The organism is Floridaenema evergladense BLCC-F167, from assembly GCF_041929205.2.
Classification (GTDB): Bacteria; Cyanobacteriota; Cyanobacteriia; order Cyanobacteriales; family Aerosakkonemataceae; genus Floridanema; species Floridanema evergladense.
In genome coordinates, this window is sequence record NZ_CM171625.1 from 564,418 (window position 1) to 590,234 (window position 25,817).

Sequence of the window (25,817 nt, forward strand, 5' to 3'; positions counted from 1 at the left end):
TAACGAATTGACAATTCCCGCTCCTTCTAGTTTTAAATTTATTTAGCGGACTGGTTCACCATTACGAAATTGTCCAGAAAAGCTGCGTCCATCAGCAAACACAATATTACCTCTGCCATGAGGTAAAGCGTTACGAAGTTCACCCCGATAACGATTACCTTTATTATCGACACAAACTCCTCTGCCATCTAAAGTATTGTTAAAAAATTCTCCTTGACATCGCGTACCATCATTACTAACAAATACACCGCCGCCAAGAATTTGACCATTGACAAACCGACCTTGGTAGCGATCGCCATTAGCATAAGAAAATACTCCCAAACCGTGAAATTGTCCATTGCGAAATTCGCCACGATAGCGATCGCCATTTGTAAATATGAATGCACCCGTACCATTAGGCTGACCATTGCGGAATTCTCCTTGATAACGGTTATCATCTTTAAATATGAATTCCCCATAGCCATTTGGTTGACCGTTAACAAATTGTCCTTGATAGCGATCGCCTTCCTTAAATATAAACACACCTATTCCATTAGGTTGACCATCACGAAACTGTCCTCTGTAAGAACCTTTATCCTTATACGCGCAAACTCCTTTACCGTTGAGCCTGTTACCTTGAAAAGCTCCCTCACAATAAGTGCCATCCGCAAATTTAATCACAACTTGACCAACCGAAGGCATGGGTTTCATCATATTAGTAATGATTCCCAAACTAGAAGCCGCTAATACTACTATTCCTAACTTCTGAATTGGGCTAAACATACGGTAAACAATCTCCCTTATCTCCTATCAACAAAATGTTTTATCGCAATTTTTCATCATTTGTCACCTGGCAATCTAATTATGTCATTCGATTTTAGATTTGAGATTTTCGCTATAAGTTAGTCAGGCTCAAAGCACATAATTACTTAAAAACGCTACAAAGTTAATCAATCGTAATATAGTTAATTTAATGTTGGAAAGCGAGAAATATAAGGAAAAATTTTGCTCTCACCATTCTCCCAGTTACTCCATAACACAAACTACTTAACTTCAATTAATAGTTAATTTAACAGTGGGAGTGAGCACATTTTTCTGTAAAATGCTGTATGAGATTTAGCCGAGCCAATAAAAAATCTAATGAATCCAGTCTAGAATTAGGCAATAGTTCAAAAGATTTCCTAGAGAAGGAGAATAGTCAAGCCGACTACCCCCGTCTCAAGGTATCACAGCCAGAGCTTGCAAAGCCTAAGTAGATTGGCATGATGTTTGACGGCAGGGCAATAATTTTCACATTTGAGTTTAAGTAGAGATTGAAGTTAGGTACAGAGGTTGACCATGAGGTATCGCGGTTTTATCGTTGCACTCCTAGCATTATGCTTGTGTGTGCTAACTGCTTGTAGCGAAAGCCCAGCAACAGCTACCGAGCAACTGACATACGATCAGATTAAAGGCACTGGTTTAGCTAATAATTGCCCGCAGTTAGAAGAAACTACTCGCGGAGCGATCGCACTTAAATCCGGTGAATCTTACGTAATTAGGGGATTGTGCTTACAACCCACAACTTTCTTTGTTAAAGAAGAACCACTTAACAAACGCCAACAAGCAGAATTCATTCCCGGCAAACTACTGACTCGTTACACCTCCAGCATTGACCAAGTACAAGGCCAACTGAAGATTAACCCCGACAGTAGCTTGACCTTCATCGAAGAAGACGGCTTAGATTTCCAAGCCATTACCGTTCAATTGCCAGGTGGCGAAAGAGTTCCTTTCCTATTCACCATTAAAAGCTTAGTAGCGACAACCCAACCAGGTTCAGAAAGCATCAACACCTCCACCGACTTTGAAGGCGAATACAAAGTTCCTTCCTATCGGTCTGCTGGCTTCCTAGACCCCAAAGCTCGTGGTGAAGCTACTGGATATGATAGCGCCGTAGCCATTCCCTCCCAAGCCGATCGGGAAGAACTAACCCGTGCTAACATCAAGCGTACAGAAACAGGCAAAGGAAAAATTTCCCTCCGCGTAGCCAAAGTAGACAGCAATACAGGTGAAATTGCTGGTACATTTGAGAGCGAACAGCCTTCGGATACCGATTTGGGAGCTGCTGAACCCAAAGAAGTGAAAATTCGCGGCGTATTTTACGCCAGAGTTGAATCCCAGGCATAATATCCAAATCGCTCAACACTGCTAAAATCGTCAAACTAAAACAGCAGAAAATAATCAATGAATTTAGTAGGAGCGGGGTAAAATTGCCAGTAGGAACCAAAACCGTGATTTCTTCTGTTAATTATTCCGCTTCTACTTAGAAATACGTAATGCGATCGCCTAACCTTACTTAAAGACTTACTTAAATAAAAATTCGCAGTCGATCGATTGTTGCAATTAAATCAAAACTTCCGTAAATATTGGGTTGTTAGAGCTATAGCCAATGAATAATCTAAAGATATAACTTCGACCAGGCAAAGTAGTTATCCTTCCTTGGATAACACCCACCACCAAATAATGTGATAAATTAACAAAGTTTTGGTTAGATTCAGTTCCACTTCCAGTTTACACAAGCAAATCAGCAAAACGCGATCGTTACCCAATAGTTTATGTTGTTGGAGATCACACACCACTAGACTGCTAAAGTGATAAAACTGAATCGAAAATAACCCTGGTACAGCCTACCTACCCCCAATACTTCGCTATGCCTACCAATCTGTCTCACGATTTAAAAAATGATAGCTTGCAATTACTGCAAGAATACCGGAAAACTGGCTCAGCCACTACTCGTAATCAGTTGGTAAACCTCAACTTTGGCTTAGTAAGAAAGGAAGCACACTACTGGAGCAATCAATGTACAGAAAGTTATGAAGACTTGCTTCAGGTAGGCTGCTTAGGACTAATCAGAGCCATAGAGCGATTTGAAATCTCCAAAGGCAACGCCTTTAGCTCTTTCGCACTCCCTTACATCAGAGGCGAAATTCAACACTATCTCAGAGACCGAGGTCCCTCAGTCCGCATTCCCCGGCGCTGGTTAACACTACAAAGACAAGGAATAGTAATTAGCAGAGAACTTCTAAGCAAGCTGCACCGTCAACCAACAGATGCAGAAGTTGCTGCCGCCTTAAAAATTCCTCCAGAAGAATGGCAAGAAATTAAACTAGCCTGTCAAAATCGCGCCCCCATAAGTCTAGATGTACCAGTGGGAGATGACGAAGATGGAGCTAGACCCTTAGCAGAACTAGTCCCAGACCCTCATTACCGCAGTTTTCAGTTAGCCCAAGAAGATCAAATCCGCTTACAACAAGCATTAGTTAAATTAGAAGAACGAACCCGCGAAATTTTAGAATTTGTTTTCTTCCATGACCTAACCCAAAAAGAAGTAGCACAACGCTTAGACATCAGTGTAGTGACTGTCTCTCGGCGGGTTAAAAAAGGATTGGATCTCCTCAAGGAGTTAATGGCAGGAAGCAACGATTAAAATTAAACAGAAAAATTTCTTCATTTCATCTAGTAAGCAGGAACCTTCAATAAAATAACTTTAATAAATTTGGTGTATCTGCTCATTTCCTGCATATAAATATAAGCAAATAGAAAATAACCCTTTTTCCAAAGAAGTCGAAACAAAAATTTAACTGCAACGAAGACATCAAAACTCAAATTTAAGTAACTACTCCCGTATATTTTGAGAATTGCAGTTTAATATATAACAGTATCGAGCCATCACTAAATGTCTAGTCTCAAAAATAGACATTCTAGTGGAGGCTAAAAACTTTTAGGGAGACAGGCAATGCGTCAATTATCATTGATTGCCTTATTTGGGACACTGGCTATTCTAATGGGTGGATGTGGTGGCGGTGAAAATCAAACGGCCACTTCTCCTTCACCTACAACACCCACTGCTACAACACCTACTACCGGAACAACACCCGCTGCTACAACACCTACTACCGGAGCAACACCCACTGCTACAACACCTACTACCGGAGCGACACCGCAGCAAACGCCAACTCAACCATTTTCCAGTCCAATGGTTGATGCGAAACAAAAACCGAAACCTACACCTGGAGCAACTGCAACCAAACCAGCACCAAATATAATTGTTAATGCACCACCACAATTAATACAACCAACAGACCCAAAGCAGCGGGTAGCACAAGTAGAACAACAAATAGCTAAAGCTAACAGAGATCCTTTTGGGCTGCCCCCTGTGAATTTAAATTCACCAGAAAACCAAAATCCTAATAGAGTTCCTACTCAGACTCAAGCACAAAATAGATCTATTCCTACAGTGGCAGGAGTGCCATTAGCACAAGCACCAGTAGTTAGTATTCCTGGTACCACCACAGCACCAACAGCCAGGAATGTTCCTACAGTGGGAGGAGTACCACCAGCACAAGCACCAGTAGTTGGTATTCCTGGCACTACTAAAGCACCAACAGCCAGGAATGTTCCTACAGTGGGAGGAGTACCACCAGCACAAGCACCAGTAGTTGGTATTCCCAGAGTTGTTACTGCCCCCGCTAGCCAAACAACTAGAAGAACGGCACCGCAAGCACCAAGAACAATTCCTGTAGTATCGAGAGGTTCTACAGGTCAGAGAGTAGCAACCCAATCGCCCAGACTAAATCGAGATGCCCAAGCGCTTATAGACCAATTCTTTGCCGTTGGTTCTCGTTTAGAGGTAAACATGAAATATGATGATTATGTTAGGCAAGTTACAGAACTGAAGGTTTTGCTTGATCGATATGGTAGAAAACCAGAAGCAAATAATGACCCGGTTTTCAGAAAGTTGAGATCCGCATTTCAGGAGTATGATTCAGCCAGAAGAGTTTGGAATTTCCTGATTACTTCAAGGGAAGAGTTTTTACCAGTATCTTCTGAGTTGGGTTCTTTGTTGGTAAGACAGTATGGAGTGCGAACTTTTGAAGCTGGTGGCAATAGATACATTTCTTTAGAAGATGTGCTTCAAGCAAACTGGAATCGCGCTCGGAACTATGTACAAGCAGCAGCTAATGGACGAGAATACACTCCACGTATAGCTACGGTCGTTGCTAGCCGTCCTAGAACTCCGCAAAGGGCTCAAGCAAATCGCACAGTGGCTAGAACTCGACAAACTACTCAAAGACCCGCAGCAAGAGTAGCCCAAACGCCACAACGGACTCAACAGCCTCGTGCTGTAGCTGGAGTGCCACAACGGACTCAACAACCTCGTGCTGTAGCGAGAGCGCCACAAGGTAATCAAACACCTAACCGCACTGTAGCCACTGCACCAAATCCGGCAGTTGTGGCACCGCCTGCACCTCCCGAAATTCCTACTTTACCACCTCCGCCAGACCCGACTTTGGCGAAAGCTGTACTAGTTTCTGGAGTGGTGGTTGTTGGTACTGAACCGCAAGCAATTGTTAGAGCACCTGACGAGGCAAGTAGCCGTTATGTTAGAGCAGGGCAGCGGTTGGCAAATGGTCAGGTGTTGGTAAAACGGATTGAGTTTAATGAAGGTTCAGAACCAGTGGTAGTTTTGGAGCAGAATGGTGTAGAGGTGGCGAAAGCTGTGGGAGAAAGACCAGCTGCACCAGCACAAGCACAGCCGGGAAGACAAGCTGTGTTTCCTACTCCTGTAACAGCTAAACGCCAAACAAATGTTTAATTTCTGTAAACAATGAGTGAATTAGGCGAGAAAAATCAATTTAAGTACGAAGTTGAATTTCCGGGACTGCCTTTAGCGGTGTATCGAGAAATTGCTGCTCATTTACGGCAAGTTTCTGGGGTGGAAACAGGTCTAACACCCCAGCAGTCTCAGGATTTTGGTTATCTTCAGAGTCAAGTGGGAAGTTTGTGGATTGAGTATGGGGAAACTGCTAGTCAGGCTTCGCATCAACGGGTAGAGCAAATTTTGGCGTACTATCAACAACGTTACGGCAAAGCAGTTATCGGCAATTCTTAATAAGGAGAAAGAGGAGAGGAAAATGGGAAAGGGATTTACCTTTTCTTGTATTTTTTTCTCCTGAATTTTTTGGCAATGAACTATTACAATTACATTACAATCAGCAGTTATTAATTTATGGGTACGATTCAAGCTTTACGGGGTACGAGGGATATTTTGCCGGAAGAGGTTGTTTACTGGCAGAAGGTGGAAGCAACGGCTAGGGAAATTTTGGGTAAGGCGGCTTATCAAGAAATTCGCACTCCGATTTTTGAGGAAACTGGTCTTTTTGAACGTGGCATTGGTGAGGCTACTGATGTGGTGGGCAAGGAGATGTACACTTTTTTGGATCGGGGCGATCGATCGATCACTTTGCGCCCGGAAGGTACTGCTGGAGTAGTGAGATCTTTTATCGAAAATGGTTTGTTTGCTCAAGGTGGCGTGCAGCGTCTTTGGTATACTGGGCCGATGTTTCGTTATGAACGTCCGCAAGCTGGAAGGCAAAGGCAGTTTCATCAAATTGGGGTGGAGGTTTTGGGAAGTTCCGATCCAAGGGCGGATGTGGAGGTGATTGCGATCGCTAATAACATCCTCCAAACTTTGGGGTTAAAAACTCTCCGTCTGGATGTTAATTCTTTGGGAAATGCTGAAGATCGGCAACAATATCGCCAAGCTTTGATTGATTATTTAACTCCTTATAAAAATGAGTTAGATGCTGATTCTCAAGATAGATTAACTCGCAATCCTTTGCGAATTTTAGATAGTAAGGATGAACGGACTAAGGAAATTTCTCTCAATGCTCCGAGTATTTTAGATCATCTTAGCAGTGATTCTAAACGGCATTTCGATCGAGTATTACAGTTGTTAACTGATTTGGGAATTTCTTATGAGTTGAATCCTCGGTTGGTGCGGGGGTTGGATTATTATACGCACACGGCTTTTGAAATTATTTCTGATGATTTGGGTGCTCAAGCGACGGTTTGTGGTGGTGGCAGATATGATGGTTTGGTAGCTCAATTAGGTGGGCCTGATACGCCTGCGATCGGTTGGGCGATCGGTTTGGAAAGGTTGATTATTCTGTTACAAAAGTTGCAGGAAAAACCAAGGCAATTTCTAGATTTTTATGTGGTTTCCAGAGGAGAAAAAGCGGAAGCTCAAGCATTAATTTTAGGACAAAAGTTGCGCCAACTTGGATTTAGTGTGGAACTCGATTTAAGTGGTAGTGCGTTTAAGAAACAGTTTGCTCGTGCTGATAAAAGTGGCGCTGTTGGTTGTTTGATTTTGGGAGATGAAGAGGCGGAAAATCAATCAGTTAATTTGAAGTGGATGACGACTAAAGAACAACAAACAATTTCTCAGGTTGATTTGTTGCAGAAGACGGAACAGTTGCGAAAGGAAATCGATAGTTACCAACATTCGGGTGTAACTAGTGGTCTGTCAAGACTGTTTTGAGGGGTTGCAACCCCTCAAAACAGTCTTGAAAAATAGGTTTTGTAAATTTGAGTTACCCCTCAAATCTATCCTGACGGACTACTAGTTCAACCTGAGAATGAGGCAGAGCCTCTGCTTCTCGTTCCCAGGTTGAACCTGGGAACGAGTATTGGGAGGTTCTACCTCTCTGCTGCAAGATGTGAGTAGAGATGTTGTATAGAACGTCTTTACATCCAACAAGAAAATTTTTTTGCTATAATTATAGTACATAGATACTAAATATCAAATATTTTCTAAAATTGGCAGGAGAAGTAGCAATGAAGCTAACTAATATTGACTTAAAAAATGTGGTAGCTGTTGGCTATGAAGATGAGCATTTGGGAGTGTTGATCGATCGCGGTAATCAGATGGAGTTTTTGGAAATTCCTGCTCCTGTCTATGCTTACGAAGGACTAAAGGAACTTGCCGAAATAGCGAACGAGGAAACAGAAATTCCGATGGTGTCAGTGCGATCGACTATGGCAGCGGCAGCAGGATATGATCGAGAAAGAAAAATTTTGCAAATTGAGTTTAATAGCGGTTCAGTTTATCAATATGCTGATGTGGAAATGAAAACTTGGCAACGTTTTCTAGACTCTGATTCCAAAGGTAAATTTTTCAACAAAGAAATCAAAGGACATTATGTTAGCCATTGTTTAGATGATGGTACTGTGATGGAAACATATACAGTGATATATCCTAAAAATGCGCCAGTAAAAGCCGAGAATTACCAGCCTGTTTCTCGGTTAAAAATTGCTTAATACTCCGATCGCAGCAGGGGAGGTAGAACCTCCCAAATCTTCCAGTTTTAACCAGAGAATTCAGTACAATAGATTGAATAAGGTTAGGAGGTTTTCGGAAGATGAATATCTCGTTAAAACTGGAAGAGGAACAGTTGATTCAAGCCAAGCTAAAAAGTGGTAAATATGAAACAGCCTACGATGTAATTGTTGAGGCGTTACGGCTGCTGGAAGAACGGGATAAACAGTATGAAAAATGGTTGGAAGAAACTAGAGAAAAAGTAGCGGTTGGTATCAAGCAGCTTAATCGAGGCGAAGGGATTGATGGGGAGGTGGTTATTGCTAAACTGCGGGAAAAATTCAAAAAAGCTGGTGAGAATCAAGAATGAGTCGTTACATTATTTCACCAGCTGCTAGTCAGGATTTAGATGAGATTTCTGATTATTTTTTGCGTCGAAATATAGAAGCTGGCGAACAGTTTGTAAATCGGTTTGAGCAGAAATGTCAAAATTTGGTAAAGTTTCCTAATATGGGGCGTTCTTATGGTGAAATTGAACCAACATTAAGGGGTGTTCCTTTGGATAGTTACATTGTTCTTTACCGGGTAATTGAGGATGGGGTAGAAATTGTTCGGGTGGTGAGTGGATATCGGGATTTGGAATCATTATTTTCTGATTCCGATGATAAATAAATTTTACTAGCATAACTGCCTAATAATCACCACCAGAACCATATTTCCAGGCATCAATCCAGCGTTGCAGGTAATATTGTGGTACTGGTGGTAATTCTTTTACCCAAGGTTGGATGCTTGCACCTAATTGATTTAAAGTTGAATAAGCTGCTAAATTGAAGTAATGTATCAACCAATCAATTAATGCTAATACGCCAACTTGGGGAATGATTTTAATTACTAATTCTGGGTGGGAAAACTGAGTTTTTAACAGAGCTTTTGTTAAAGCGGGAAACTGGACTACATCTTGCAAAAATGGCCTAAGTACTGAATCTCCTAAATTTTCCATTTCTGAAAATACTGCTGATAGTAACTGGTTAATTTGTTCAGGGGCAATTTTTTGATTTATCCCTACACTCATGGTGCGTTGAAATAACCAAGTTACAGCTAAATTTGGTTGGTAAGGTTGTAATAATAATAAGTCATTTTGAGTTAGACGATCGCACTCTAACGCCTGATTAATCCCATTAGCTAACCGCTGCAAATGACGCACCATTGCACCAAATCCACCAAAACTTAAAGGAGATTGTGCGCCGCTACTGTCTCCTACTGGTAAAATGCGATCGAAGGGTATTTTAACCGGACTTTGGCGATAACTGGGAAAAAAACCAAATAAGGCTCTAACAAATTTTAATTGTGATAATTGCACATTTTGATATTCTGGTAAAAGCCGCAAGTATTCCTCAAAGAATTCTTCTAAACTTGGACGTTTGGGATCTGCATCCAAGTAAGTAAACATATAAGTTGTTCTTCCATCTCTAGCGGGAAAAGCTTCCCAAAAATATTGACATTGATTTTGTAAAGGTGTGAAAGAATAGATTAAATCTCCAGTTTTATTCTCAGTAAAACCTTTAGCGCAAGTCCCTACTACTAAACAAACACTATCCGGTTTTTGTCCTTGTCTCGCTTGTTGTACAATGGGAGAAAAATTGCCCATTGCATCAATCAATAATCGAGTTTTTAAAGTTTCATTTGCTTCTACCAATATCCCATCTGGGTGAATGACTGCACTTTGAAACGGTGAATTTTCTAAGAGTTTACCGCCAGCACTTAGAAACTTTAATTTGATAGTTTCTAGGAGATAAACTGGATCGATACCGATGTTGAGAATGTCTGTTACCCAAATGTCTTTACCACTTAAAAAACCGACTCTTGCAGGATTGTACTGAGTTGCGATCGCCTTTTCTAATTCCTCTTCTGTCAGCAAATTTAATTCTAAAAATACCTCTAATTCTTTACGGGAAATGTTCCATTCTTGATCTCTTCCCCGTAAAATTCCCCGTTCAACTAAAGCGACTCGCCAACCTAAATTTGCTAAAGCTGCGCCAATTAAAATGCCTAAAGTACCACCGCAAATCACTACATCCCAGTCTAATGTTCCTAATGGTAAGTCGCTTTGTTTGACTAATTGAGGTATTGGTATAGTATCCTCTTTTAAGGATTGCCAAAGGCGATCGCTTCGTCGGAGTCCTTCCAAAGCATTTCCGGGAATTTGGCTAAGAATTTGCTCAGTTAAAGTCATAAAAAAAACAAACTGATTACTGAACTGTTGTAATAAATTTAATAAGAAAATGAGCTTTTCTAATTATACATTAACCCTAAGTATTATGCCAGTGGTAAATTAATACAAAAAGTAGTACCTTTGCAACTACTTTGAAAACAGATTTCTCCATTGTGCGCTTCAATAATTGATTTTGCGATCGCGGTTCCCAATCCTGTACCCCCTCGTTTTCCGTGAGTCACAAAAGGATCGAATAAATTCTTTCTAATAGCTTCTGGTATTCCAGGGCCATTATCGCATATTTCAATCTCCAAAAATCTTTCTTTATTCTTAGCAATTACTTCTATACAACCACCATTACCGTTAAAAGCTTCAACAGCATTACTAATTAAATTTTGCAAAACTCGCATTATTTTGTTTTCATCAACATTTAGCAAAATTTCTGGTACATCAAATTTAAAATTCACATGAGTATCCTTGAAATAAATTCGATTCAGCTTTTCAAACTGCTCTAACAATATCCTTAGCTTGACAGGTTGTTTCTTTAAAACTGCATTACCATTAGCAAATTCTAACGCTTCTTCCGCCATTCCCAACATTCGCTTAACTTGCGCTTGAATGATGTCGCACCATTCAATTGTATCCTCATCAGGATGAGTTTCTTTTAACATAGCGCTGGCTAGTTGAATTCCTGTTACTGGACTTCTAAAATCATGAATAATTGTATTAACCATTTCGCCAATTAAAGCCATTTTTTCCTGATAAACCATCTGATTAATGTATTGAGCAGTGGTAGCACGGAGATGGCGGACAATATAACCTAAAAGTTTGAGAATTACAGAACCTTTTGTATTATCTAACATTTCCATCAATTTTTCGCGGGGAATTTTGGCTAAAACTGCGCCTGTGTATGCGATCGCTTGAGCGCTACGCGGTTGTCCATCTAAAACCCCAAATTCCCCGAAAAAATCGTTTTGTTTAGCTATAGCAACCAAATGATACTTATCATAAGCTGTTTTTTTTCTAAACTCCACTTGTCCTTCCAAAATCAAATACAAAAAGTCAGGAACTTCGTCTTCTTCAAAAACGACTTTTTGTTCGGGGTAGCTTTCCAAAATAGCCATTTGGCATAACTGCGCTGCTTGTTCTGGCTCAAAATAGGAAATAAATTGATGCACTTCCAGTTCCATATTGAGTTACCTACTTTTAATACAGACTAATGGCATAATTCTATCCTACGGCAGATGTATTAAATAGTCTGAATTTTTGGCGGCTCTTAATAAAATTAATTATTACATTTTTGGGGAATTGTTACTAAAGTAAAAGATGGCTACGCAAAAATCAGTATCATTTATAAGTATGTTAACTTTAACTTTAGTAAATTTTCGCAAAATAATAGTTTTAACTAAAGTGTATACTTTGATTTGTTAGGGTTTAACTATCAGGTTGGCTGCTCAGGGCGATCGCAACCAAATACGCTAAACTCGAACAAGTCAAAGGAGATTGAGTTTTGGAGAATTAGGAGAGAGTTGTGAAAAGGCGATCGCTTCTTTACTTAGGAATCAGTTTAGCCATGTTCGGCGCAAGTTCTTTACAAAAAGTTAACGCCCAACAACGCAGAGGAATCACCCGTCGCGTGCAGTTTCCTCCCGGCGCTTCATCATCTGTAATTAATGGCGCTGTAACTTTAGGTAATCAAGATACTTATATTTTTCGGGCTAACAAAGGTCAACAAATAATTACTGATATTACTTGGAAAGGTGAACGTGCTGATGGAAGTAATGAAGAACAAGGACTTTCTGGATTTACTTTTATCACGCCTGATGGTAAATCTTACGATCAGCCACAAGATAACCTTTTTGAAGCGACAATCACGGGTGATTACAAAGTAGTAATTGCACAACCTTATAGATTGAGTAATCCTCGATATACTTTTAAATTAACGATTCGTTAGATTCCTCTTTAAATATCCGCCTGTAAATCAATTCGCAGGCGGGATTGTGGGTGTTATAATTTGACTGAAATTACTTCAAATACTATTTTATGATTGTGAGTGATTTATTACCAATGCTGCAAAGTTTATCTCGTGCTGACAAGTTGCGAATTATGCAATTTTTAGTAGCAGAATTGGCTAAAGAGGAAGGTGTAACGCCTCTGGAAAGTGGAACAGCATATAGAGTTTGGTCGCCTTATGGTTCTCATGAAGCTGCTCATAAATTAGCGAAACTGTTGGAAGAGAATCAAGAAACTGAAAATGCTTAATGCACAGAGATTCCCTTTTGTTGAAAAGTACGATGAGTTTGGCGTACCTAACAGCACACCTTATTTACCACTAACCCTGACTTATCAGAATCGTTCTTTGGATGTATTAGGATTGCTGGATACAGGAGCTAGTATCAACGTTTTGCCTTATGAAATTGGGCGAGAATTAGGAATAATTTGGGAACAGCAAACGCTTTCAATTCCTTTAGCAGGTAATCTGGCTCCAGTCGAGGCACGGGGGATATTGGTATCAGCTAAAGTTGGGCAGTTCTCTTCAGTTAATTTGGTTTTTGCTTGGGCAGAATCGAATGATGTTCCTTTGCTTTTGGGGCGGTTGAATTTCTTTTCGGAATTTGACGTTTGTTTCTATGGTTCTCAGTTAGCTTTTGAAATTTGTCCTAAACAAATTCAAGTCAATAATCATTTGTAGGGTGCGAAGCGTGATAACGTAACGCACCATCCCAGCCAAGTTATTAAAGTTACGATCGCCATCTCCACACCTCCCAAAATTTAGAAACCTCGATCGCAGATCTTGCACCAATCCCAACATCCACCCGCCAATCAATTCGCAGGCGGGCTAACAGCGCAGGTACAAGATGTCAGTCGATCGCAAATCACAAAAAATCGCAAATCACAAAAGCTCGCCATCTCCACAAATTCCCAAACTCAAAAACCTCGATCGCCAACCACTAACAATCGCCCCACATTAATCAATCTCACTTATTTCCCTTAAATCAATTTTCCCCTACTAACAGTAATAAATAAACCAACCAATTAGCAAAGTATTGACTCTAAAAATAATTCCCAGTCCCCAATCCCCAATCCCCAATCCCCAGCCCCCAATTTCGCTACAATCACAAATAAAGTGCAGTGCAAGGATACCAGCAATGCTGCGGCGATTTTGGCGGAGAATCCAACGGTTTTTTCAGCGCTTATTGGGGATTGGGAGAACAACCTCTCCGCCAACGGGGAGTGAGGAAAATTCTTTACCCCCAGTGGAAGCGAACGGAAGTAAACCCCAGCGGACGGATCTTGAGTATGAAGTGATATTTAGCGAACTGCTGGAAGGGGTGAATCAAGGGTGGAGTCGGGGGGATACTTCTGACTTTTTAATTGGAAAACGCATTGACGAAGCGGAATTAATTGCTTGGTTACATCGCTTTGCGGAAAATTTGCAGGCGACACCAGAACAGCATCAGGAGTTGGCGCGGCGAATGGTGTTGCTGGGTGTAGTTTACGGTAAGGAATTGGGAAAAGTAGCGGGGGAAATTGGTAAGCGGTTACTGGCGCAAGTACCCCAATTAGATGATGTTGCTTCGGGTGAAGTGATAGAGGCAGATGTCACAACAGATGATGCAGAGGTATGGTTTGAGCAAGGTAATCAGCAATTTAAGAAAGGAAATTTTCAGGATGCTGTCGCATCTTATGACAAAGGTTTGGCGATTCAATCTGACCAACATGAAGTTTGGTATAAACGGGGAAATGCGCTAGGTAAATTAGAACGATTAGAAGAAGCGATCGCATCTTATGACAAAGCTTTGGCAATTCAACCTGGCTTACACAAAGCCTGGAATAACCGGGGATTGGCGCTATATTACTTAGGACGAATTGAAGAAGCGATCGCATCTTATGACAAAGCTTTGGCGATTAAACCTGACAAACACGAAGCCTGGTATAACCGGGGATATGCGCTAGGTAACTTAGGACGAATTGAAGAAGCGATCGCATCTTATGACAAAGCTTTGGCGATTAAACCTGACAAACACGAAGCCTGGTATAACCGGGGATATGCGCTAGGTAACTTAGGACGAATTGAAGAAGAGATCGCATCTTATGACAAAGCTTTGGCGATTAAACCTGACTTACACGATGCCTGGATCAATCGAGGTATTGCAGCGGAAAGTTCACCTCACTATTATTCCCAAGCTGCTGTCATTTTACAGATCCAATTTCCCCGATCTCCCGCTGTGATACCAAATCCCACCTTAAATCAGCGTGGCTACGAAGGGGAGTTGTTATGTTATCAAGAAGGGTTGAAACATTGCCCCCAAGAAACACACCCTCAAGGCTGGGGAGAATTAAATCATGCCATTGGCAAAGCTCATTATATCCAAAGAAAAAACTCTGAAGCCGTTACCAGTTATAATCAAGCACTCGAAACCTTAACTTCAGATGCTTTTCCCGAACTGCATTTAGAGGTTTTGCAAGATTTAATCAAAGCATTGTTAAGCTTAAAGCGAACCCCTGAAGCAGAACAATTAAAACGAGATGGCACAGATTTATTGCGACGTTTAATAGATGAATCGAAAAGCCAGGGGAAGAAAGAACAACTCGCCCTCAAATTTGCCAGCTTCCAACAATTAACCGTTGATATCGCCATCCAATCAGGGCAAATCATCGAAGCATTAGAAACCGCAGAAGACGGAAAAAATGCCTGCCTCTCTTGGCTACTCTATGCCTATAGCGATGAAATTGCATCTCCCAAATATGCCGAAATTCAACAACTTTTGCAGCCCACAACCGCGATAGTTTACTGGCATCTCAGCCCCGCAGCCTTAACTACATTTATTATTAAACATGGAGAAACCCCAAAAACCTTAGAAACCCCAGAAACCGACTTTCTCAACCGCCTAGAAAAATTTGAAGATTGGGTGAAAGATTGGAATCAACAATACACCGAATATGGCAAAGATAAGAAATCCGAAACAGAACAAACATCCAACTGGCGCGATAACTTACCCAAAAAATTACAGCAACTAAGAGAAATTCTCCACATCCCAGAAATTGAAACCACCCTAACCGGAATCACCCATTTAATCTTAATTCCCCACCGCGACTTACACCGCTTTCCCCTTCACGCCCTCTTTGCCGATAAATTCACCATTACCTATTTACCCAGTGCCAAAATTGGGTTAATGACACAGGGGAAAAACCCAGAAAAACAAAGCAAACTTTTCAGCGTAGAACATCCCAACAGCGAAGGTTTTGAAGACTTACCCTACGCCGAAATTCAATCAACCGCAATATCCCAACTCTTTGAAAATCCCCACCGCCTCAGTGACAACGCCGCTACTGCCCAAGCCATCAAAACCGCCCTAGCCTCACCTTATACAATCTTTCACTTCAACGGACATGGAGAATATGACTTTTTCCAACCGAAAAAATCCTATTTAGCCCTCAGAGGCAAAGATACACTTACCCTAGAAGAAATTTTCCAAATCCCCCTTCATCCCTTCCAACTCGTCTGCCTTGCAGCTTGCGAAACCGCCATCACAGGCAACCAAAGCATCACCACCGAATACATCGGACTCGTCAGCGGTTTTCTCAGTCGCAGAGTTACCTACGTCGTCAGTACCCTGTGGACAGTGGAATCAGAAGCCAGTGCCTTGATGATGATGAAATTTTACCAGCTATTGCGGCAAGGAGAACCCGAACCCGTCGCCCTAAAAAAAGCCCAAAAATGGTTGCGACAGGCAACTTGGGGTGATATCCAAAGCTTTTATGCCCAAACCTTAGAATCCCTCCCCACCGATGCAGATAACCTGCGTTTACTCTTAGAAGATGCCCTTAACCGATCGAATACAATGGAAGTAGACCAACAACCTTTTACCCATCCTTACCATTGGTCAGCTTTTACAATTACGGGTCAAGCCTAAAATATATGAAACCTGCTGCTAAAATTACCCTTAAAGCATTCCTGGTTGCTTTGTATCAACAAAACACCCCTTTACCAGAAGCACAAACCACAGAATTACACCAAATAAGCGAGGCACTTTCTGATAGAATCGCTCAACTCGATACCTTAGCCAAAAGTGATTCCACCTTCAATGAATCTTACCAAAAAAACCGCCAAGCCTTGCTCAACCCAGCAGCAATACAAAAACAAGGCCCAAAACCAAAAGTAAATGAAGCAGCAGAAAATCGCGCCCTAGAAATTGAAAATATTTCTGTTGACTTAAGCGATGATAAACTAATAGAAATTGCTGAGAAAGTTTTGAATGCCCCCGACCCAGTAACCGCAGCAAAACAAATCCCAGAAATTCTCTATATGGTGCCATCAATCCCCATCCTTTAACCCATGAATGAAGCGATTAAATTAATTTATCCTACCCTTGACCTCTTTCTCTACGACCTCCGAGAAGGGTTAGGTCAAACTGAGGAAGAAATAAAACAAAATCGCCGGGAATTTTGGCAAAAAGTCTATAACAATCCCCAATACAATATTTCGGGAAAAACCCTAGATCAAACATTTCTAGAAGAACTCGCCAAGCCAGAAAAAGCCGAAGCCAGTTTTGTTCAACTCCTAGAAAAAGAGCAAGTAGAAATTTTTGAACTTCCCCTCGATGGTTATTACTATCCTCTCCAGTTAGGCGATACTTACGCCCTGCAAGTTGATTGTTCTGGTGCTTACGCTGACGGCAAAGAAATCCTCAATAATACGCCCCAAAACATCGACATTTTAACCCAAAGAAAACAGACTATTTTGCAACATCTCGGCGGAGAAAACGTCAGGGGAAAAATTGGTCAAACTTGGCTGATGTGGACACAACTAAACCAAGAAATTAAAGAGCCAGAAAAGCTTGAATTTGTCGCTCAAAAATGTTATAATAAACTCTTTAATCACCCCGATTGGAATCGAGACTTTTGGGGCAAAGGCAATTATTTAGGCGCAACCGTTTTTGAACTATGGCGGTTTCCTGCTAATTGGGAAAACCTGAAAGATGAGAGCGAACATTTGCAAATCTGGCTATTTCCTCATCACATCCCAATTGATACCATTCGCCAAACAATGGCAGACATTTATTTTGATTTAATTCGCCTCTTTCATTATCGCCATAAAATAATTTGGTCATACGCCCAAAGCCACAAACCCAAAACTGCCCTAAAAAACGATTATCTCTTTGTGAAAAATTCCATCAGCGTTATTGTTCCCGCCAATCAACAAATTCAGCCAACACAATCAGATTTAAAACAATTAGAAACAACCCTAAATAATACTTTCAATACACTGGCTCGGTATGCCATAGATTTAGATAAATTAAACGCCCAAAGCCGCACCCTAAACATTAACATCGAAAATTATCAAGAACGCCTAAAACGACTAACAGAAAAAGATAAAAACCCGCAAAAAGATTTAAGCTTTTTAATAGAATTTGGTGACTTTGCCAAAGAACGCTATTTGCGACAAGTAGAAGCCGACTATACCAGCTTGAACACTGGATTAACCTTACTAGAAAATCTCATTCGTACTCTAGAAGGTACCAGTAACATTCGTCAGACTGCAAGCGATCGCACCCTAAACAAAACCGTAGCCGCCGCAGGTATAGGACTAGCCACCAGTCAAGTTACCTCAGCCATAATCCTCGCCCAACCTCCTACAAAAAACCCAGCAGGTGTGTTTTTCGGCAGTTTGGGTATAGGTCTACTCTTCGGTGTTTTATTTTTCGCCTTCCTACGCTGGAAACAGCGTTAAACCCCCAATCTCTACAGAAAAAACCTCGACACAATACAACTAAAACCAGGCAATAAAGGCGAACTAATTTCATCATCATTCATCAACGTCGCCACTAACACCAACCTGGCTTTTTCTCTTCGATAAACCTCTACTTTTTGCGATCGCCAATCAGCAATCCAATACTCTTCAACTCCCCGCGATGCGTAAAGTTTTAACTTTGCCTCTTTATCCCGTCGTTCATTAGTTGTACCAGCAGACAAAACCTCTACCACCAACTCAGGCGCACCAGTCAAATGCCCAGCTTCATCTAATAGCAAAGTCAACCTTTCATTACTCGCCCAAACCACATCAGGAATCACATCGTCTGATTCACTAAATAATACTCCTGCATTGATAGTAGCTTGTCCTAAACCGCTAGAACGTGACCAAATTTCAATTTCCTGACAAACATTAAAACAAGTACGTTGATGTTTCCAATGAGGCGCTCTCGTCATATACAAATCCCCATCCACAACTTCATAGCGCGTCCCCTCATTTTCTGGTAAAAGGTCTATGTCTGCGGTAGTCCAATGTACTCCTCGATCTGCCGCATAACTCATAACAAAACTCCTTATTATTGGGGCTAATATTAATAGTATAATGAAATAGTTTTGAGTTTAATTTTAATTTTGCATCTGGAAACAGACAGGACACTCAAATGACACTTGGAACGATCGCAACACCCCCAAAAGAATCCCCCCTTTTATTTGAAGAACTCACCTGGCGAGAGTTCAAAGCAGTTGAGCAAATTTTAGATCGTCCAGGCTATAGATTTTCTTTTTTAAATGGAGTTTTGGAGATCCGAAGAAGGTCAGGAGAAGCACAAGAAATCATTAAACAAAGAATCGGCGCATTGTTGGAACAATACCTTTTAATAGCAGGATTTGATTTTACTCCAACTGGCTCAATGACGCTGGAAAGTGAAACAGCTGGTGTCAAGCGAGAAGCGGATGAATCTTATAAACTTGCTCCTGGTAGAGTGCGTCCTGATTTAGCGATCGAAGTTGTCTTTTCCAGTGGTGGTATTAACAAATTAGAAGCATACAAGCGGCTAAAAATCAAAGAAGTTTGGTTCTGGGAAGATGGAGTTTTAGAAGTTTATCACCTGCGGGAAGAAGGGAATAAACTTTATTATGAAAAGGTTTCTCATAGTGAAGAAGTCAAAGGAATCGATCTAGATTTGTTGCAGCGTTGTATTAATATGGTAAATCATGTTGATGCTATCAAAACATTTCAACAAGCACTACAAAAATAGGTACGTTGTTGCGCTTTAGCGCTGAAGCGCAACAACGTACCTTAATCAATTGGTTCAATACCCAACTCTCGCAAACGCGCTTCTAATGCTTGGACTCGTTGTCTTTCTGTTTCCAACAAAGCTTCTGCTTCTTCTGCTCGTTGCTGTTGTTCTTCCCTTGCTATTTGTAATTCCACATAAGTAGCAAATCGTTGTCCCGAAGGCGCAAAAATTTGCAATTCTTCACCACTTAAATCAAATCTAATTCCTAATCTTGGACTGATCCAATTTGCGATCGAATCAATTACCTCTAATCTCCCATTGCTAGAAGAACGCACCCAACCACTTAAATCTACTTTATCAGGATCGTAAAGATAATATTCTTCTACAGCATAACGGTCATAAAATGCCAATTTCTTAGCCATTTCCGTTAAAGTATTCCCTGGCGAAAGTACCTCAAAAACTACTTGCGGCGCAATATTATCTTCTCGCCATTGTAGATAAGAACCTCTGTCACCTTTCGGTCTACCAAATACAACCATCGCATCAGGAGCACAGCGAGTTTTATTATCTCCTTCAACGGGATACCAAAGCAAATCTCCCGCTACAAAAACATTTGGATCGTCCCGAAAAAGTGCATCCAGTCCACCTTGAATTGTGGTAATCCAACGGAACTGTTTTGTATTATCTGACATTGGGTTTCCGTCTCTTTCGGGATAAATAATCTCTTGTTTGGTAGGAATTTTAACCATTGGTTTACCTCTGTTGAGGTGTTTCTTTTATTTTGCCAAGGTACGTTGTTGCGCTTTAGCGCTAAAGCGCAACAACGTACTTATTATGTTTTTCCTAATGCTACCACTGCATTTTGTCCGCCAAATCCGAAACTAAAACACAGCAAATTCTGAATTTCGCTCGATCGCGCTACACTAACTAAATTCAAATCAAATTCTGATTCTCTTAAACCTACACAAGGGGGTAAAATACGATCGCGCAACCCCAACAAACTAAAAGCTACTCCCAAAACTCCCGATGCTCCTAATGTATGTCCAGTTGCGCCTTTTGTCGAACTTACTGCTACATTTTGGGGAAATAAATAATTAATTAATTGCGCTTCATTTCGGTCATTCAAAACTGTCCCAGTTCCATGAGCATGAATATAATTAATATCAATTGGCGCAAGATTGCACCGTTCTAAACATTGCTTCACTGCATAAATCGCACTTTTCCCACCTAGTTCTGGTGAATTAGCATGAAAAGCATCTGCTGTCAAGCCAAAACCTAAAACTTCACCGTAAACTTTTGCCCCTCGCGCTTTCGCTAATTCGGCAGTTTCCAAAACAAAAACCGCTGCACCTTCTCCTAAAACCAAACCTTCCCGCTGTTTATCGAAAGGATAAGCGCCCGTTTGAGCTAAAGCGCCCATTTGCTGAAAACCTGCCAAAGTCAAGGGTGTAATTGGTGTTTCTATCGCACCTGCGATCGCTCGCTGACATTGCCCAGTTTGAATTAACTCAAAACCTTGCGCTAACGCCCAAATTCCCGTAGCACAAGCCGCCATTGGTGCCAAAACTGCCCCAGTCGCCCCAATTTGCCTTGCTGCACAAATCGCCGCCATATTTGGCAAACTCTCAAGCCAACGGGACTGGGGAGGAGGTGGGGGGAGTTGTTGAGATAAATTTGGGATTCCCCCCATCCCCCCATCCCCCCATCCCCCCATCTCCTGTACGAACTGCTCCCAACGTGCTTGTTGACTGCGACTTGAGCCGATTACTACGCCGCAATCAGGTAAAGGTGGGTTTAGTCTGGCATCTTTTAAGGCAGATTCTACGACTAGTTGAGTTAAAGTTAGCAGTTCGGTTGGTCGATCGCCAATCATCGCCAAAGGTCTTGGTTTTAGTTCCGAAAAAGGTTGACGCAACCGAACCGCAGATTTACCAGCTAACAAACTTTGCCAACTGGAATCCAAATCACCCAAAGCTGAGAAAAAACCGATGCCAGTGATAAAAATCTTTACATTCATTAGTTATTTGTCATTTGTCATGAGTCATTTGTCATTTGTCAGTAGAAGTTAAGCAAAAACTCGGTTTTTTTAAGATAACTGCTAGACCAATAACCAATGACAAATGACCAATGACAAATAACTATTTTTTCAAGTTTTCTGCGCCTTGAGTTACCTTAGCAGAGTCAATTTTATCGCCCTGTTTAATTCCTTCTACCACATTCATTCCGTTGGTTACATAACCAAACACGGCATAGTCGCCATCAAGGAAGTCTATATCTGAGAGGGCGAAATAAAACTGAGAAGAAGCTGAATCTGGAGCTTGCGATCGAGCCATAGCAATAGCTCCCTTCTTGTGATTTAACACAACTTTAGGATCGGAATATCCAGCTTGTCTGCCTAAAGCTTTACCATAGCTCGGTGCCGCTTGACCTTGTAATTTAATTTCTAAAGGAACATTGCGCGGTCTTTTAGTTTCAGGATCGACAAATCCTCCCATTCCAGTTCCTTGAGGATCTCCACCTTGAGCAACGAAAGGTTCAGGATTTTTGACTACTCGGTGAAAAATTAGCCCGTTGTAAAAACCCCGATCAACAAGATCGACAAAATTACCAGCAGTAACGGGGGCGTTAGTGCCATCAACTTCGATCGTAATTGGGGAACCATTCACCACCATAACAACAGTGGCTTTTCCTTCCAAGCGCAGCGAATTAGTCATTTGAGGATTGTTTACTTGAGTGGTGAATACAGGGGTAGTTGCTGATGAATTTTCGGAAGTCTGGGAAGAACCTTCTTGGGATGTGCATCCTCCCAGAAATAATGCACCAACAATTATCAGTGAGACTAACCAGCGCGAAATTTTTATTTGCATTTTCTTAGTTAGATACTCAACTAACATTTTGATTCAAGATATACAATCATAACCCTTCGAGTGGTACTCCCAAAAAGCGTGCTAACTCAGCGCCTTGATTTTCTACTTGTGGCAAAGACATAGGTTGTCCCACTCTAGTTAAGGGTACATCTCTACGTCCTTTAATTCGCAAATAAAGAGCGCGACGAGGATTTAAACCTTCTTTGATATCAACTCGAATTGCTTGTACATCTTCAATCCGACAGCTTACCTCAATTTGCCGATTTTTTCCCGGAAAACCCCAACGGAAAATTTTTACAAATCCAGTTTCTCGATTAAATTCGTTATATCCGCTGCCTACATCTAAGATAATCATTAGCCAGAGATAGGTTGCTAAGAGCGATCCAGCAACTCCATAAAATCCCATTGCGATTCCTTGAGGGACAAATATTAGTTGAGAAGGATCGCTAAAGAACAACAGATTTTTGTGTAAATAACTGGAAATCCCAGCTAGGAGAAAACCTACACCGCCGATCGTCACTGCTGTCGCCAACAAATAATTGCTGATCCGACGCGAACCTAAAATTTGCTGGCGGAGAATGCGATCGCTTGAAGAAATTGTTTCTGTGGTCATGACTGTGAGCAAAAATTTTATCTTAGAACTACTCAGCTATTCTCAGGTTAATTATTAAAAAATTTGGAAGATCAAAGAGCTTTCCCTGCTTGTGGCATGGCTTGACCCTATTCCTACCCAGTCCTTTAGTCTCGCACTCTTCGTCACCTTTGCGCCAGTCAATCTGGCAACGAAAATTTATGAATTTTCCTAATTTCGGCAACAAATTAATATATAGTTATGTTAACTTACTTAAAAAACCTCCCAGTTTTAATCAGGCAAGAGGGTTTGAAATGACCATAGCAGTGGGACGCGCCCCAGCAGAAAGAGGATGGTTTGATGTCCTCGATGACTGGCTAAAACGCGATCGGTTCGTCTTCATCGGTTGGTCTGGACTACTGCTGTTCCCCTGTGCATACCTAGCACTAGGCGGATGGCTCACCGGAACCACCTTCGTGACCTCGTGGTACACACACGGATTAGCCTCATCCTACTTGGAAGGCTGCAACTTCTTAACCGTAGCCGTATCCAGCCCAGCAGACAGCATGGGACACTCCCTGCTGTTCCTCTGGGGTCCTGAAGCCCAATGGAACTTCACCCGTTGGTGTCAAATGGGTGGATTATGGCCATTCGTGGCTCTACATGGAGCCTTCGCATTAATCGGGTTCATGTTGCGGCAATTTGAAATCGCGCGGTTGGTAGGGATTCGGCCTTATAATGCGATCGCCTTCTCCGCACCGATTTCCGTATTCGTCAGCGTGTTCCTGATGTACCCCTTGGGACAATCCAGCTGGTTCTTCGCACCCAGTTTCGGAGTCGCAGCCATCTTCCGCTTCATCCTGTTTTTACAAGGATTCCACAACTGGACACTCAACCCCTTCCACATGATGGGAGTAGCCGGAGTACTAGGTGGAGCCTTACTCTGCGCCATTCACGGAGCCACAGTAGAAAACACCTTGTTTGAAGACGGAGATAGCTCCAACACCTTCCGGGCCTTCAACCCCACCCAAGCCGAAGAAACCTACAGTATGGTGACAGCGAACCGCTTCTGGTCGCAAATCTTCGGGATTGCGTTTTCCAACAAACGCTGGTTACACTTCTTCATGTTATTCGTCCCAGTCACAGGCTTGTGGATGAGTTCTGTGGGAATTGTTGGGTTAGCACTGAACTTACGGGCTTATGACTTCGTATCCCAAGAGTTACGTGCCGCAGAAGACCCAGAGTTTGAAACCTTCTACACCAAGAACATTCTGCTTAACGAAGGTCTGCGTGCTTGGTTAGCGCCAGCCGACCAACCTCACGAGCACTTTGTCTTCCCTGAAGAAGTTCTGCCTCGTGGTAACGCTCTGTAAAATGAGCTGGTTAAATTAAGGATTGAATGAAAAATTCATACCAGATTTTTCCTTCAACCTTAAATCTTTCCCCTTTAAATCTTAAAATCCTTAGAACCTTTTAATTTAGGTACTGCCCTGTGGAATCATCATTTAACAGTTCGCTGGTTGCGGGCAATCGTGACCAAGAATCGTCAGGTTTTGCTTGGTGGGCTGGTAACGCCCGTTTAATCAACCTCTCCGGTAAACTGCTGGGCGCTCACGTTGCCCACGCTGGTCTGATTGTGTTCTGGGCTGGAGCAATGACTTTATTTGAAGTTGCTCACTTTAACCCAGAAAAGCCCATGTACGAACAAGGCTTGATCCTGCTGCCTCACCTCGCTACCCAAGGTTGGGGAGTTGGCGCAGGTGGTGAAGTTATCGACACTTACCCCTACTTCGTAGTTGGTGTTCTGCACCTAATCTCCTCTGCTGTTTTGGGTCTGGGCGGTATTTATCACGCCGTTCGTGGGCCAGACACCCTCGAAGAATACTCTTCTTTCTTCGGGTATGACTGGAAAGATAAGAACAAGATGACCACCATCCTTGGCTTCCACCTAATTGTCCTCGGCATTGGTGCCCTGCTATTAGTGGCTAAGGCAGTGTTCTTCGGTGGCTTGTATGACACCTGGGCTCCTGGTGGTGGTGATGTGCGGGTAATTACTAACCCCACACTCAACCCTGCTGTCATCTTTGGTTACTTAACCAAATCTCCTTTCGGTGGCGATGGCTGGATTGTCAGCGTTGATAACTTGGAAGACGTTGTTGGCGGTCACATTTGGATCGGTTTGATCTGTATCGCTGGTGGCATTTGGCACGTTCTCACCAAGCCTTTCGGTTGGGCACGTCGCGCTTTCATCTGGTCTGGAGAAGCTTATCTCTCCTACAGCTTGGGCGCATTGTCCTTGATGGGCTTCATTGCTGCTTGCTTCGTTTGGTTTAACAATACTGTTTATCCCAGCGAATTCTTCGGCCCAACTAACGCTGAATCTTCCCAAGCTCAAGCGTTCACCTTCCTAGTTCGTGACCAACGCTTAGGTGCTAACGTTGGTTCTGCACAAGGCCCCACTGGTCTTGGTAAATACCTGATGCGCTCTCCTACAGGTGAAATCATCTTCGGTGGTGAAACCATGCGCTTCTGGGATTTCCGTGGCCCTTGGTTGGAACCTTTACGCGGTCCTAACGGTCTTGACTTAGACAAGATCAAGAATGACGTTCAGCCTTGGCAAGTACGTCGTGCTGCTGAGTACATGACTCATGCTCCTAACGGTTCTTTGAACTCTGTAGGTGGTCTGATCACTGAAATCAACGGCTTTAACTACGTAAACCCACGCGCTTGGCTGGCGACTTCTCACTTTGTTTTGGCTTTCTTCTTCTTAGTTGGTCACTTGTGGCACGCAGGACGGGCTCGTGCTGCTGCTGCTGGTTTTGAGAAAGGTATCGATCGCGAAACCGAGCCAGTATTATTCATGGGCGACATCGACTAAGGAGTTAGATAAGTTTAAATTTCTCTCTCCTAAACAGTTCAAAGCTCCTGCCTCAAGGCAGGAGCCTTTTTTTTGCCCTGTTCTTTTTATTAGACTTCGTTGTAAGGGCTTGAATCTTTTACTAGGATTGAAGCCTTCACAACATCGTTAGCAAAACAAAAACCCACATCTAAAAAA

Annotated in this window: 26 protein-coding genes; 18 read left to right on the forward strand and 8 right to left on the reverse strand. The window is 42.1% G+C overall.

Annotated features, from left to right (window positions below):
* Positions 1-42: 42 nt before the first annotated feature.
* Positions 43-762, reverse strand: a complete 720-nt coding sequence (locus ACE1CA_RS02625; RefSeq protein WP_413280176.1) for an MORN repeat-containing protein — start codon at positions 760-762, stop codon at positions 43-45.
* Between the two features lie 555 nt (positions 763-1,317).
* On the opposite strand from ACE1CA_RS02625, the gene psbO reads away from it, so the two are divergent.
* From psbO to ACE1CA_RS02665, 8 genes are all read left to right on the forward strand, one after another.
* Complete coding sequence (gene psbO / locus ACE1CA_RS02630) at positions 1,318-2,145, forward strand: photosystem II manganese-stabilizing polypeptide (protein ID WP_413280175.1); 828 nt, start codon at positions 1,318-1,320, stop codon at positions 2,143-2,145.
* Positions 2,146-2,668: 523 nt separating this feature from the next.
* Positions 2,669-3,445 carry an RNA polymerase sigma factor SigF gene (locus tag ACE1CA_RS02635; RefSeq protein ID WP_413280173.1) on the forward strand — a complete coding sequence of 259 codons (777 nt, stop codon included), beginning with the start codon at positions 2,669-2,671 and terminating at the stop codon, positions 3,443-3,445.
* Between the two features lie 309 nt (positions 3,446-3,754).
* The gene (locus tag ACE1CA_RS02640) at positions 3,755-5,614 is read left to right on the forward strand and encodes a hypothetical protein (protein ID WP_413280172.1); all 1,860 of its coding nucleotides are present in this window, start codon (positions 3,755-3,757) and stop codon (positions 5,612-5,614) included.
* Between the two features lie 12 nt (positions 5,615-5,626).
* Complete coding sequence (locus ACE1CA_RS02645) at positions 5,627-5,911, forward strand: hypothetical protein (protein ID WP_413280171.1); 285 nt, start codon at positions 5,627-5,629, stop codon at positions 5,909-5,911.
* A 117-nt stretch (positions 5,912-6,028) separates the two neighbouring features.
* Positions 6,029-7,342: a histidine--tRNA ligase gene (gene hisS / locus ACE1CA_RS02650; RefSeq protein ID WP_413280170.1), complete on the forward strand. Its 1,314-nt coding sequence runs from the start codon at positions 6,029-6,031 to the stop codon at positions 7,340-7,342.
* A 296-nt stretch (positions 7,343-7,638) separates the two neighbouring features.
* Positions 7,639-8,121 (forward strand): KTSC domain-containing protein, encoded by a 483-nt coding sequence (locus ACE1CA_RS02655; RefSeq protein ID WP_413280169.1) that lies wholly within the window; start codon positions 7,639-7,641, stop codon positions 8,119-8,121.
* Between the two features lie 101 nt (positions 8,122-8,222).
* The gene (locus ACE1CA_RS02660; protein ID WP_413280168.1) at positions 8,223-8,489 is read left to right on the forward strand and encodes a ribbon-helix-helix domain-containing protein; all 267 of its coding nucleotides are present in this window, start codon (positions 8,223-8,225) and stop codon (positions 8,487-8,489) included.
* On the forward strand, positions 8,486-8,791 hold the full coding sequence (locus tag ACE1CA_RS02665; RefSeq protein ID WP_413280167.1) for a type II toxin-antitoxin system RelE/ParE family toxin: 306 nt from the start codon (positions 8,486-8,488) through the stop codon (positions 8,789-8,791). The genes ACE1CA_RS02660 and ACE1CA_RS02665 overlap by 4 nt, the downstream gene beginning before the upstream one ends.
* Before the next feature lie 19 nt (positions 8,792-8,810).
* Here the strand turns inward: ACE1CA_RS02665 and ACE1CA_RS02670 are convergent, their stop codons facing one another.
* Both ACE1CA_RS02670 and ACE1CA_RS02675 read right to left on the reverse strand, forming a co-directional pair.
* The gene (locus ACE1CA_RS02670; RefSeq protein ID WP_413280166.1) at positions 8,811-10,352 is read right to left on the reverse strand and encodes an FAD-binding oxidoreductase; all 1,542 of its coding nucleotides are present in this window, start codon (positions 10,350-10,352) and stop codon (positions 8,811-8,813) included.
* A gap of 83 nt (positions 10,353-10,435) precedes the next feature.
* A complete protein-coding gene (locus ACE1CA_RS02675) occupies positions 10,436-11,521 on the reverse strand; it encodes an ATP-binding protein (RefSeq protein WP_413280165.1) in 1,086 nt (361 codons plus the stop codon).
* Positions 11,522-11,862: 341 nt separating this feature from the next.
* Between ACE1CA_RS02675 and ACE1CA_RS02680 the strand changes: the two genes are divergently transcribed.
* From ACE1CA_RS02680 to ACE1CA_RS02710, 7 genes are all read left to right on the forward strand, one after another.
* A complete protein-coding gene (locus tag ACE1CA_RS02680; RefSeq protein WP_413280164.1) occupies positions 11,863-12,285 on the forward strand; it encodes a hypothetical protein in 423 nt (140 codons plus the stop codon).
* Between the two features lie 89 nt (positions 12,286-12,374).
* Positions 12,375-12,593 carry a hypothetical protein gene (locus ACE1CA_RS02685; RefSeq protein WP_413280163.1) on the forward strand — a complete coding sequence of 73 codons (219 nt, stop codon included), beginning with the start codon at positions 12,375-12,377 and terminating at the stop codon, positions 12,591-12,593.
* Positions 12,586-13,023, forward strand: coding sequence for an aspartyl protease family protein (locus tag ACE1CA_RS02690; RefSeq protein ID WP_413280162.1), 438 nt, complete (start codon positions 12,586-12,588; stop codon positions 13,021-13,023). Before ACE1CA_RS02685 ends, ACE1CA_RS02690 begins: the two co-directional genes overlap by 8 nt.
* A gap of 102 nt (positions 13,024-13,125) precedes the next feature.
* The gene (locus ACE1CA_RS02695; RefSeq protein ID WP_486517630.1) at positions 13,126-13,326 is read left to right on the forward strand and encodes a hypothetical protein; all 201 of its coding nucleotides are present in this window, start codon (positions 13,126-13,128) and stop codon (positions 13,324-13,326) included.
* A 154-nt stretch (positions 13,327-13,480) separates the two neighbouring features.
* On the forward strand, positions 13,481-16,249 hold the full coding sequence (locus ACE1CA_RS02700) for a CHAT domain-containing protein (RefSeq protein WP_486517631.1): 2,769 nt from the start codon (positions 13,481-13,483) through the stop codon (positions 16,247-16,249).
* Between the two features lie 5 nt (positions 16,250-16,254).
* Complete coding sequence (locus ACE1CA_RS02705) at positions 16,255-16,668, forward strand: hypothetical protein (RefSeq protein ID WP_413280160.1); 414 nt, start codon at positions 16,255-16,257, stop codon at positions 16,666-16,668.
* A 3-nt stretch (positions 16,669-16,671) separates the two neighbouring features.
* On the forward strand, positions 16,672-18,066 hold the full coding sequence (locus ACE1CA_RS02710; protein ID WP_413280159.1) for a hypothetical protein: 1,395 nt from the start codon (positions 16,672-16,674) through the stop codon (positions 18,064-18,066).
* Between the two features lie 11 nt (positions 18,067-18,077).
* Here the strand turns inward: ACE1CA_RS02710 and ACE1CA_RS02715 are convergent, their stop codons facing one another.
* Positions 18,078-18,647 (reverse strand): Uma2 family endonuclease, encoded by a 570-nt coding sequence (locus ACE1CA_RS02715; RefSeq protein WP_413280158.1) that lies wholly within the window; start codon positions 18,645-18,647, stop codon positions 18,078-18,080.
* 98 nt (positions 18,648-18,745) lie between these two features.
* Here ACE1CA_RS02715 and ACE1CA_RS02720 point away from each other — a divergent pair, with 98 nt between their 5' ends.
* Positions 18,746-19,342 carry a Uma2 family endonuclease gene (locus tag ACE1CA_RS02720; protein WP_413280157.1) on the forward strand — a complete coding sequence of 199 codons (597 nt, stop codon included), beginning with the start codon at positions 18,746-18,748 and terminating at the stop codon, positions 19,340-19,342.
* Between the two features lie 41 nt (positions 19,343-19,383).
* Here the strand turns inward: ACE1CA_RS02720 and ACE1CA_RS02725 are convergent, their stop codons facing one another.
* From ACE1CA_RS02725 to ACE1CA_RS02740, 4 genes are all read right to left on the reverse strand, one after another.
* Complete coding sequence (locus ACE1CA_RS02725; protein WP_413280156.1) at positions 19,384-20,073, reverse strand: Uma2 family endonuclease; 690 nt, start codon at positions 20,071-20,073, stop codon at positions 19,384-19,386.
* 83 nt (positions 20,074-20,156) lie between these two features.
* Positions 20,157-21,341, reverse strand: a complete 1,185-nt coding sequence (locus ACE1CA_RS02730) for a beta-ketoacyl-ACP synthase (RefSeq protein ID WP_413275734.1) — start codon at positions 21,339-21,341, stop codon at positions 20,157-20,159.
* Positions 21,342-21,462: 121 nt separating this feature from the next.
* Positions 21,463-22,191: a peptidylprolyl isomerase gene (locus ACE1CA_RS02735; protein WP_413275735.1), complete on the reverse strand. Its 729-nt coding sequence runs from the start codon at positions 22,189-22,191 to the stop codon at positions 21,463-21,465.
* Positions 22,192-22,237: 46 nt separating this feature from the next.
* Positions 22,238-22,804, reverse strand: a complete 567-nt coding sequence (locus ACE1CA_RS02740; protein WP_413275736.1) for a photosystem I assembly protein Ycf4 — start codon at positions 22,802-22,804, stop codon at positions 22,238-22,240.
* 272 nt (positions 22,805-23,076) lie between these two features.
* Here ACE1CA_RS02740 and psbD point away from each other — a divergent pair, with 272 nt between their 5' ends.
* Together psbD and psbC are read left to right on the forward strand one after the other, a co-directional pair.
* Complete coding sequence (psbD, locus tag ACE1CA_RS02745) at positions 23,077-24,135, forward strand: photosystem II D2 protein (photosystem q(a) protein) (protein WP_486517608.1); 1,059 nt, start codon at positions 23,077-23,079, stop codon at positions 24,133-24,135.
* Positions 24,136-24,254: 119 nt separating this feature from the next.
* Positions 24,255-25,640 carry a photosystem II reaction center protein CP43 gene (psbC, locus tag ACE1CA_RS02750; RefSeq protein WP_413275756.1) on the forward strand — a complete coding sequence of 462 codons (1,386 nt, stop codon included), beginning with the start codon at positions 24,255-24,257 and terminating at the stop codon, positions 25,638-25,640.
* The last annotated feature ends 177 nt before the right edge of the window (positions 25,641-25,817 follow it).